This window comes from Falsibacillus pallidus, assembly GCF_003350505.1.
GTDB classification, from domain to species: Bacteria; Bacillota; Bacilli; order Bacillales; family DSM-25281; genus Falsibacillus; species Falsibacillus pallidus.
The window spans coordinates 295,799-306,180 of sequence record NZ_QQAY01000002.1 but is presented as its reverse complement, the minus strand read 5'-3'; the positions used below and the strand labels follow the sequence as shown (position 1 = coordinate 306,180).

10 protein-coding genes and 1 pseudogene are annotated in these 10,382 nt (G+C 33.4%); 1 reads left to right on the top strand and 10 read right to left on the bottom strand.

The genetic code is table 11. The features are described 5' to 3' along the window. Positions 1-228: pseudogene (locus tag DFR59_RS05230) on the top strand (LD-carboxypeptidase); the annotation flags it as partial. Between the two features lie 34 nt (positions 229-262). Here the strand turns inward: DFR59_RS05230 and DFR59_RS05225 are convergent. The 10 genes from DFR59_RS05225 to DFR59_RS05180 form a co-directional block, all read right to left on the bottom strand. Beyond that, positions 263-1,258: a nucleotidyltransferase domain-containing protein gene (locus DFR59_RS05225; protein ID WP_114744550.1), complete on the bottom strand. Its 996-nt coding sequence runs from the start codon at positions 1,256-1,258 to the stop codon at positions 263-265. Positions 1,259-1,281: 23 nt separating this feature from the next. Next, a complete protein-coding gene (locus DFR59_RS05220) occupies positions 1,282-3,099 on the bottom strand; it encodes an ABC transporter ATP-binding protein (protein ID WP_114744549.1) in 1,818 nt (605 codons plus the stop codon). Positions 3,100-3,114: 15 nt separating this feature from the next. After that, on the bottom strand, positions 3,115-3,534 hold the full coding sequence (locus tag DFR59_RS05215; RefSeq protein WP_114744548.1) for a S24/S26 family peptidase: 420 nt from the start codon (positions 3,532-3,534) through the stop codon (positions 3,115-3,117). After that, positions 3,527-3,799, bottom strand: a complete 273-nt coding sequence (locus DFR59_RS05210; protein ID WP_114744547.1) for a PqqD family protein — start codon at positions 3,797-3,799, stop codon at positions 3,527-3,529. Before DFR59_RS05210 ends, DFR59_RS05215 begins: the two co-directional genes overlap by 8 nt. After that, positions 3,799-4,581, bottom strand: a complete 783-nt coding sequence (locus tag DFR59_RS05205; protein WP_114744546.1) for a hypothetical protein — start codon at positions 4,579-4,581, stop codon at positions 3,799-3,801. Before DFR59_RS05205 ends, DFR59_RS05210 begins: the two co-directional genes overlap by 1 nt. Positions 4,582-4,665: 84 nt before the next feature. Further along, positions 4,666-4,881, bottom strand: coding sequence for a hypothetical protein (locus DFR59_RS05200; protein ID WP_147278256.1), 216 nt, complete (start codon positions 4,879-4,881; stop codon positions 4,666-4,668). 251 nt (positions 4,882-5,132) lie between these two features. After that, the gene (locus tag DFR59_RS20570; protein ID WP_425454697.1) at positions 5,133-5,288 is read right to left on the bottom strand and encodes a VanZ family protein; all 156 of its coding nucleotides are present in this window, start codon (positions 5,286-5,288) and stop codon (positions 5,133-5,135) included. A gap of 202 nt (positions 5,289-5,490) precedes the next feature. Then, positions 5,491-6,207 carry a metallophosphoesterase family protein gene (locus DFR59_RS05190; protein WP_114744543.1) on the bottom strand — a complete coding sequence of 239 codons (717 nt, stop codon included), beginning with the start codon at positions 6,205-6,207 and terminating at the stop codon, positions 5,491-5,493. An 82-nt stretch (positions 6,208-6,289) separates the two neighbouring features. Further along, on the bottom strand, positions 6,290-8,614 hold the full coding sequence (locus DFR59_RS05185) for a right-handed parallel beta-helix repeat-containing protein (protein WP_114744542.1): 2,325 nt from the start codon (positions 8,612-8,614) through the stop codon (positions 6,290-6,292). Between the two features lie 198 nt (positions 8,615-8,812). Further along, the gene (locus DFR59_RS05180) at positions 8,813-10,357 is read right to left on the bottom strand and encodes a lipopolysaccharide biosynthesis protein (protein WP_114744541.1); all 1,545 of its coding nucleotides are present in this window, start codon (positions 10,355-10,357) and stop codon (positions 8,813-8,815) included. Positions 10,358-10,382 lie beyond the last annotated feature (25 nt).

Genomic DNA, 10,382 nt, shown 5'->3' with positions numbered 1-10,382 from the left:
GAAAATACTAGCGGCATTCTGTTTGGCCGAAGCAGCGCCAACCAGCCGGTGAATGGCTACACAGCTGAAGATATTTATCAGGAACTTGCAGATGAACTCGGCATTCCCATCATCTATGACGTGGATTGCGGGCATGTCCCTCCTCAGATTACCTTTGTAAATGGTGCCTATGCTGAAGTGGAAGTGAAAGATGGGAAAGGGTTGGTTAGACAGTATTTTAAGGAATGAATATGAAGAAACCTCGCCGTAAAAAGCGAGGTTTTTATTTTGAATTTTTTCGAGGAGTTAGAAAATCTATAATCTGCGCGAAAGTATGTATTGGATTATCATAGCTGAAAAACTGGTAGTCAGCGAAATCCATATACTTGCGCAGCATTCTATTTGAACTTGAATTATTTGATCCGTATGCCCAATGTACGTTTTTCTTTTTCCAAGTAAACTCTTTTAGTTGGTTCAAAAATGGAAATTCTTTGTAAACAATCGATAAAGTGCGAATCACACGCTTTTTTGTTTGGTGAAAAGTACAATCATCCATCAGTCTTTCATAATCGATTGCTGCAAGATATTTCGTAATGAGCATTGCAAGATCAATAAAATGCTTAAAAGAATCTAAATTATGCCTCCAACCATGAAGGCACATAAAGTAAAAGGTGTGATAGATGGACAACTCTTTAATATATTTAAAATGATTATAGGGCAGCGCATTTTCCCAGAAATCTTGAATATTTAGAGTAGAGGTATTTTCCTTAAGCAGGTCCCAATGGATTTCTACCACTAATGGAATACTCGATCCATGGAGTTTTTTACTGTAGCTGCAATGGAAGTGCCCTGGAATGAGTGGTTCTTCTTCAATGAATCCAAGATCCATTACACATTTCTGTACCCTGCTTAAATCCTTGCGTTTTATTAATATATCAATATCCGAGGTTGGTCTGGCACCAAAATGTCCGTATACCTTCTCAGCAAATATCGTTCCTTTTAATGGTATTGCTTCTATTTCTTCTTCTTCAAGTTGAACGAGAAGTTGTTCGGTTTGGTGTTTGATGAAAAAATTATTAATTAGTGTTTTCTCATGCTTATCTTTTAAATATTCCTTTATAGTGGGAGGTATTTGGTTCCATGCACCCCGCGCTTTTAGTTGATGTAAAATCTGTGGGGCAATATCATTGTTTTGAAGTTCATTCATAAAAATCCGGCTATTTTCCTCATTAAATACAATGCTGGAATTTGGTTTATATAATGAAGAAATAAAACTCATAGTCTCACTCACCCCTTAGAGATTCAATCATTGGCTGCAAGAGACAATGACACATATTCTTTTAATTCGAAATCCGTTTTATTAAGGCGCTGGTATAAATCATTTTCCCTGATTAATTCCTCGTGTGTGCCAATTCCACTTATTCGTCCCTCATTCAAAACCACGATGATATCTGCATCCCTTACAGTCGTTAATCTATGAGCAATGATAATGGTCGTCCGTCCCTCCATTAACTCATTAAGAGCTTTCTTAACAAAGTGTTCCGATTCATTATCAAGTGCAGATGTGGCTTCATCTAAAAGGAGTATGGGAGAATCCTTTAAAATAGCACGTGCAACGGCCAGCCGCTGTTTTTGACCGCCTGATAATTTTATTCCCCTCTCCCCTATCTCTGTCTGATAACCATCCGAAAGAGACTGAATAAACTCGTGAATATTGGCTTTTTTACAAGCATTAATCATTTCCGGTTGGGATATGTTCGGCTTAGCAATCATTAAATTATCCTCAATCGTCCCCGCAAATAAAAACGTTTCCTGAGCAACATAGGCAATCGAACTTCGTAAAGCTGACATTGTAAGATCTTCAATAGGCATTTGGTTCAAATAAATTCTGCCTGAATGCGGCTGATAAAGCCCCTGCAGTAAATTAAAAAGCGAACTTTTTCCTGCACCGCTTGGACCTACTAATGCAATCTTTTTTCCCGCTGGAAATTCAAGATTCAATCGACTAAATAACAATTTTGTTTCGTCATACCCGAAAGTCATATCCGTGAATTTAATAGATAAGCCTACCTTATTAATAGGATCGTAAGTTGGCAGTTTCTTTGATTCAACTGGCTGCTCCAAGACTTTCAAAACCCTCTCCAAAGCAGTAACAGAGCGCTGGAAGCCTGCCCACTGCCCCGCCATTCCCGTTAATGGATAAACCAAATGATTGACGAGGTTGATGAAAGTCAGTAAAGCACCAACTGTCAATATAGATTGTGATATGTAGTAAGACCCCAAACATATGCTGATCAGATAAACGACTGCGCTGACAAACTGGCCTCCACCATAATATAATCCTTGCAGTTTGGCACTTGCAGTTTCCAATTGGAAAAGCTCTTCGTTTTTTTCAGCAAACGTGCTATATTGCTTTTTTTCAAGTGTAAATGAACGAATGACGGAAATACCATGGAAGGATTCATTTAAATGGTGGTGGATAGCAGCTATAAGTTCATGCAATTGCCGTCCATTTTTCTTTAATAACATTCCAAAAAAAACGGCTGAAATAAGTGCGATTGGTGCAATCAATAAACTGATCACAGACAAGGTGACATTAATTTGCATTAAATAAATAAATACAACTATGTATATAAGCGGCAGACGAATCAGGTTGATTAAATTACTTCCTATCAGTCCATCAACGCTGTGGATATCATTTGAAAAGTGGGACAATAATTCACCGGTGGGATGAGTCGAAGTATATTTCGCAGGCAACCTTAGAATATGGCTGAATAAATAATTTTTCATTTCTTTCTTCACGCCATTTGAAGCTCTGTTTTCTACTACTATATTTAAAAATGTACACGAAATGCTCAATAGAATAAGAATAATACCAATCGGAACCAACTTTTTTAATTGATTTAAGCGGCTGCCAATCGCAGCATCTGTCACATTCCCATAGTACCAGGCGAATGCAATCGTTAAAAAGATATCGACAGCAAGCAATCCGAATAAAATGGCATGCTCTCTCCAATATTTTAAAATGTGTGGTTTAAGAAGCCCAAAAGCTTTTCGCCCTTCTTTCAAGTTGAAATATTTTCCGATAACCAAGGATCGAACATGTTGAAAGTAATTCATAATGGGTACACTCCATTAGCATTTTCTTTTATTAATATAAAGACGGATCATTCCAGAAAGCATCGGTACATTTAAAATCATCATTTTCCATATCGCTGAAGGAGCATACAATCTATTATTTCGTTTAATCGAGACTAATTTTCCAATTAATTGCTCTTTAGCTACAACATGATCAAATCCTTGATTTGAGTCCCCTTTAAATAAATACTGGTCGTGATGAACATAAAAAAATCGATGCGCAACGAGCCTTCCATCTATTTGATGAAATAAGGCAATATCTCCTCTTTTAAGTTCATCAGGTTCAAAAGGAATAAACGTGCAACTATCCCCCCTGCGTATATAAGGAAACATACTATTCCCGGTAGCTGGAAGTGTGATCTTTCCTTCTCTTTTGATCACATTCTGAAGTAGATTAATCGTCTGCTGATCAAACAACAACTTCAATCACCTCGCATTGCAGAAGGCTGTCCAAAAATTCTTTAATGTCTTCCGTTATCTCTTCTTGCCGTAATTCTCCGGAAAACTGTACCTCTACTGCACTCACTAAATTCTCCAGACTCTGTTCATTTTGAAGAAGTTCCCAGCAGTATCCTCCCACTTCATTTACTTTAGTTACCGTTAAATTATTTGAATTTAAAATAATCCACTCATTATCCAATTGTGTGGTTTCACAACCACGATTTTGAATATACTTTTTCATTAAGATATCAACTCCCAAAAGGTATCATTTTTTTGAAAATAAAGTTGGTATACAGGAACCTTCCTTACAACCTTCTCCAATAATTTCAAAATGGTTTCTGTCTCCTGTGAACTATACGGCCAATAAAAAACTTTATCTATTAAACTCAACAATGCGTCAGACTTTGAGAGCTGTTTTCTCTCATTTACCTCTGCCTGAATAAGCATCTGAATGCTTCTAAGTTGGCAAGTTGCAAGAACATCTCTGGAATCAATTTCACTTCGAAATGGAGAATTATAAACTTGAACCCCATTCTCAGAAATCTTGAGGATGGCAGCTTCATCTGACAAAATCTCACGCGGATGTGAAAGAATAGCTGCTGTAGACTTTCCGGAGCCAGATGGTCCCGCAAAGATATGTGCAGCACCATTATCTATCACACAGGAAGAATGAATCAGAAGACCCCATTTTTTATGGACCAAAAATGAACTATATAAGTTCATCAGAGCATGTTTTAATGCAAGTTCATTATGAACAAATATGTTTGCCTGAGAAAATTCCTCATCAACTTCGATTAAATAGTCAGCCCGTTTAAATGAAATAACACTATTCTCTTTTGCAGCCACTACTTCATAATCTAAAAAGACAGTACCGTATCCATCATTAATATTTATGTACAAATCAGGCTGATTATCCATTGGACTAATAGCGTAGAACATCCTATCAAGCATTTTTGAAAGGGTGCTCGAATGATTGGCAATTTGGAAGAATTGTTCACCAACCAATGTATGTATAATATTCATGGTTTCTCCCCTTTAGCAAACAGCTTCCTTTTTAAGAGCCAAAGCCAATGATCAAACATCGGCTCTGGCACAATCACAATTTAATTATGGCTTGTCTCCATTCCCTTTTCCGTTGCCATTGCCTCCGCCATTTCCATTATGCGGGCCAGTATAGGGATCGTTAGGATAATTGGTGCCACCATTTCCCTTACCTGGATGATCCAGATTCCCATGCCCTTTATTCCAGCTTTGAGCCGTCTCGAATCGGATGGGCTGGTGAACCACTACCTTTGGTTTTGAATACAAACAAGCATTACTCAATATGTTCACCTCTTTTTTGTTCTTTATATAGAACAAAATAAATAAAAATTTTTTGAATAAATTACTTATTTTAATTATAAAGCACTTTTCGTTCATTTTAAAGAACATTTTTTCGACAGAAATCTCTTTAATTCATGTTGAATATCTTTTATTTTGTAAAGAAAAGCCCTGTCTCGGAAGGTCTTTTCCTGAAATACGAACGCCGAAATAGATACCAAACAATGAAAATCCCCAAAACGTCCTTAACCAAATCAACAAGCGAAAACGAACGGAACCTGATGAAGCTCATCTGTTAAACCATATAGGATCGCTACGCCAAGGGCGATCACCTCCTTTTTGAGGTTAAGTCTCTGGATAAATGAAAGAAAACCAAGAATCAGTAGAAAATAAAGAACCCCTAATTCAATCAGATGTGCTAGTACGAATTATATTCCCGATCAAGACAATCAGATTCTTGCTCATATATGGAGAAAGCTCTTGCACAGAAGTTGGATTGAAACAACTTGATTGGAGCCAGATGAATGCATATACAGAATTGGTAAGATTCGGATCATGTACTTCATTTTTTTAGCGGGCTTGTGTTCTTTATACATTTTATGATTTATTACATTAAACACGACCAGTTTTTAAAATTGAAATCATTTGTTCTTTATTAGGATAATTCGATTTTTCGTACTGTTGAATCGCATGTTCTACATCGTACTTCACTCGAACAATGGTAGAGTGAAACGAGTCTTGATTAATTTCTAAAATAATGTAGGAAGATTCATTTCTGCCATCAAATGGCATCCCTACACTTCCCGTATTCATTACGCATTTCCCATTAATAAAACGAATAAACGGTTTATGTATATGAGAATAAATATAAATATTCGAATCATCCTTCATCATTTTTTCTAACATTAAAGTGTCGCTGGCATCTGGTAATATCACTTCAAATAAACTATCAGGAGTTGCATGGAACATTAGAATTTTTAAACTGCCTACCTCCATTCTTATTTCATTAGATAATCCGCATAAATACTTAATAGATTCTTCATCTAATTGATTAACTGTCCATTCCCTTTCCTCTGCCATACAATTAAAAACAGTTTCAGGCACCTCTCCATCTTTAATGCCTCTAATTATCCATTCATCTGCATTTCCTTTTATAACATTTGCATCTAAGGAACGGACCAAATCTAATGACCTTTGGGGTTCAGGTCCTCTAAAACAAATGTCTCCTAATACACATATTTGTTCTATTTCTCTTGATTTGATATCCTTTATGACAGACTTTAAAGCTATTGCATTTCCGTGTATGTCAGATAGTAGTGCAATTTTCATGGGAATCTCTCCTTTGCAAAGAATGGAAAAAGTATTAATTAAAATGCAGGAAGCCACTAATAGTTTAGTGGCTTCCTGCATTTTAATTCGTCAGCTCTTTATTGTTAATGTTCATGTCCTTCAGTGTCAGCTTTAATTTTGCATTATATAAGGTGTTGTCTTGGATGAGATATGGTGGTGCGTCAGTTCCAGCATTTGAGGTATCTATGCCTATTGCTACTATATTAGTATAAATTTCGTTTCCTATGATTGAAACCTCAAATATTTGTGACGGCTTACTAAATCCATATGGACCTATTTTTAATACTGGGGTCGATCCATTAGTAAGATTCTTCATATAGAACGTATTTCCTGAAATATTTAATTTTTTTGCAGATTTCACAAATATAACTCCATAACTAATATTATTTTTTATTTTAAATGTAGAGTTATTTATTTCCACATTGAATATTTCTGAAGTATTTTCAATTTGCAAAGATTTAATATTATTTTCGAAAATGCAATCATTTAAAATATAAGATCCAGATTGATCAATTTTAATTGGAGTATTTTCATTTTCAGTGGATATAAATGAACAATTATTGTAGGTTCCTAATGGTAATGAAAATCCGTATTTCACATTATATCCTTCTATAACAAAGTTTTCATAAACATTTTTACTAGATCCAAGTCCACTCAAATTTCTACCTTCAGTTTTTCCAATCATGTGAATGTTTCTAAATTCCATCATTTCGTTCCCTAAATACAAACCCGTATTAGGTATTCCATTAAACTTAAGAGTAAGGTTAAATATTTTTATTCCATTAGGGATATTACTATCTAGAGTCATTTTAACATCTGTCAGTAGTGTATCAGATATTTCAATGTCATAACCTGTTACATTTATCTGAGAATAACTTATGGTGTTGTTTGAAAAAACCACATTTTTACCCAGTATAGTTATATCAGCATTTGTAAAACCGTTATTTAATACATTTACACCGCTAAATGGTTTAGATATTGCAAGACCAATGGCTTTTGATTCAAAGATATTTTTTTCAATTGTTGCATTACTTCCATCAAAAAGAATGAGATCGTACCCTTTATTATTATAAAAATGATTATTGTTAATATTTATATTATTATTGGGGAAAAATCCAGCCTCAACGTCTATTCCCGATTGCGGGGCTGTACCATTGATATCATGTAGTAAATTGTTTGAAATGGTAACATTTTCGGCCCCTCCAACTGTTATTCCTTGTCTTCGATTAAAGGAAAAGTCAGAATTGTTTACTGTAACATTTTTTGAAATTACTTTGCTCCATATTTCTAACCTAACATTGTTTAGATTGGAAGAATGGAAAACTACGTAAAAATAATAGGCATCATCTGGAATTGGCACAAAACTTTTTATTAAATATTGGTTATTAATAGTATTTAAAAAGACGTTTGACGAATTAAAAAAATATACATCAAATGTAGTATCTAAGCTAATGTTTTGCACATGATCAAAAACAAATGTTTTTTGTGATTTAAATATATCGTTGGTCAAATAAACAGGGGATTTTAATCTTGTTTTTAAGGGGTCTACAACTTTATTACCTGTTAAATCTAAAGACCCTAATTCTAAATCGGAAGTCGTGATTGACCTTATGCCAGTCGCTTTACCACCTATGCACAATCCATCACCAGTGAAATATTCCGATTTAACATTCTCAATTATTAAATTCTGAGCTCCTTGTGAAAGTATTCCATATCCACTTTCATGAGTACCGGAAGAATATGGCGTATCCCTTTTAGTATAGTCGTGTGTAAGTCTGTCTCCCCTATATGTTCCTCCTTGTAATTTGACGTTATTTATCCCAGGACCAATATAAAGTAGTTCATATCCTTCTTTATCATTTGATTCCTTTTCTAAAACTGTATTCGCGTCTAATTCAAATGTAATATCACTTACCATATTTATTCTTGATTCTGGATCATTCGGTTCACCTTTTTTTATCAAGTAAACACCGGAAGGAACTTTAAAAGTTTTTTTCTTATTCTTTTGAGCCCATGTTAAAGCATCATTAATTCCCTTTGTGGTTTCAATAGGATGAGTTCCATCATTAAACACACCCCATTTAGTGAGTTCAAGATTGTAAATATAGGGGTCTTCTGTAATTGTTTCAACTACATTTGAAATGGTAACTAATCTGAAATAATATATTGTATTTTCTTTTAGTCCAATGACTTTCGCATCGCTTGAATAGGGGGTTAATTCGGTTTCTAAAACTGAATTTTCCCAGGTAAGTCCATTATTTTCTGATTGCTGAATAAATATAGAAGAAGCTTCTATCTTGTTTTTAAAGTTTAAACCAACTGATGTTCCATCTAAATATAATACTTGTAAATCCGAAATATTTTCTGTCCCACTTATTTTATCCATTATTTCACCTCGTATTTGTTGCTTTAAGCCTGTACAAAATGAAATTTTATTTTCATTTAAAAATTCATTTCTATATAATATGTCTCTCACGAATGGAGGTGAAATAATATTGTTATTTTTTTGGTCTCTATTCCGTCCATTTTCTTATTTGTTTCGACCTTGACAATTTTCTTTCCAAGGTATAAATAAAAAACTTTGTTATACTTCTTTAAATTGTTTCTTTTTGTTGAAGAAAACTAAGTTCGATAGAACTGTATTATAAATATATCTATATTCTTTTGTTTTTAAGAAAAGAATGACATATACTATGTTTGGAACAAAGAGGCAAATCAAACCTTTTTGTAGTAGTGAAATAAATGTATCACCCTCTACTAGTATTCCACAGAGTTTTTGAGATAATATACATCCTAAGAATGTGAGCATTGCATAAAATCCATATAAATAAAAATACCTCAAAACTGATTTTTGAAATACTAACTTATATACTATGAACGGTTGTGTCCATAGTACGGTAAGTATTGTACTTATTGTAGTACCAATAAAAATTCCTGCTAATCCAAAATATTTCATTAAAATCAAGGATGCGCCTAGATTAATCGCCCCTTCAATAACAGGAGCAAACTTATCTTGAACAAATAATCCGGATTTAATTTTAAATGTTGATATTGCTGATCGCATTCCAAGTAAGTAAAAATTAATTAATATAAAAATGAAGGTTAATTTATCCAGTAGATAATCTTTTCCTATCCACCAACTAATAAAAGGCTCCAGCAAATTATAAAGAAAGATTACACTCAATGAATATAGCCAAAAATTAACAAAAAAAGATATTTTGAAAATAGAGTATTTTTTTTCTGCATTTTCTGTTGCAATCAAATTTCCAATACTAGCCCCGATACCTCCTAATATTGGGGTTAGTAAAGCAGCAACCTGCTGTGTAATCATTGAGTAGTTAGAATAAAGTCCAACTGATGCCAAACCAACAAATGATGACATTAAAATATTATCAGTTCCAAAAACTAAATATCCACCTATACTGTGTAAAAACATAGCCTTAACATTTATTTTTAAATTTTGTTTTGTAGAATGATCAATCATATACTTTTTCTTAGTATTCAAATAAGGATATCTCTTGTATACAATCTTTCCATTAATAATATTCTGTAATGTGAATAAAATTAATTCTACTAATAAATATAAAATGTAATCATTTGTAAAAATTAAAATAAGTATTCTTAAAATTATTGTGCCCATTTGAAATAATAAATTCACTCTCGCAATCAAATACCCTCTTTGATCGGCATTTATTAATGATATTTTGTGGGCGTTTAAATATGAAATTATGTTTTTGATTACAAAAATAAAAAAAATAATATTTAAGTGAGAAATTGATTCACCATCTTTCATTATATAATTTAATAAGGGATATAATCCCATACTAAACAAACCCAATAATGCTGCAATGATAAAATATGCTTTTTTATAAATTTGTACTAAAGCTGTCACTTTTTCTGTATCATTATTTGCTAACGGTTTGTACAAGTTATAAACAATACTCGTTCCAATTCCACTTTCAATTAACACCATTGCTGCTAAAACATTAGTCATTAAACCATTCACACCTAGATATTCTGTTCCTAAGCTGTCTAAAAAAACTTTTCTAGAAATAAAACCTAATAATGCAATGATAATCTGAGAAAATACACCTATAGATACATTTTTTATTGAATATTTTGTTCTCATATAATTTCCTTTTCTTGATATTTTT

What these genes read in the sequence shown, in the direction of transcription:
- DFR59_RS05220 (WP_114744549.1), bottom strand. Translation starts at nt 3,099, where the DNA reads ATGAATTACTTTCAACATGTTCGATCCTTGGTTATCGGAAAATATTTC.
- DFR59_RS05180 (WP_114744541.1), bottom strand. Translation starts at nt 10,357, where the DNA reads ATGAGAACAAAATATTCAATAAAAAATGTATCTATAGGTGTATTTTCT.
- DFR59_RS05185 (WP_114744542.1), bottom strand. Translation starts at nt 8,614, where the DNA reads ATGGATAAAATAAGTGGGACAGAAAATATTTCGGATTTACAAGTATTA.
- DFR59_RS05210 (WP_114744547.1), bottom strand. Translation starts at nt 3,799, where the DNA reads ATGAAAAAGTATATTCAAAATCGTGGTTGTGAAACCACACAATTGGAT.
- DFR59_RS05205 (WP_114744546.1), bottom strand. Translation starts at nt 4,581, where the DNA reads ATGAATATTATACATACATTGGTTGGTGAACAATTCTTCCAAATTGCC.
- DFR59_RS05225 (WP_114744550.1), bottom strand. Translation starts at nt 1,258, where the DNA reads ATGAGTTTTATTTCTTCATTATATAAACCAAATTCCAGCATTGTATTT.
- DFR59_RS05190 (WP_114744543.1), bottom strand. Translation starts at nt 6,207, where the DNA reads ATGAAAATTGCACTACTATCTGACATACACGGAAATGCAATAGCTTTA.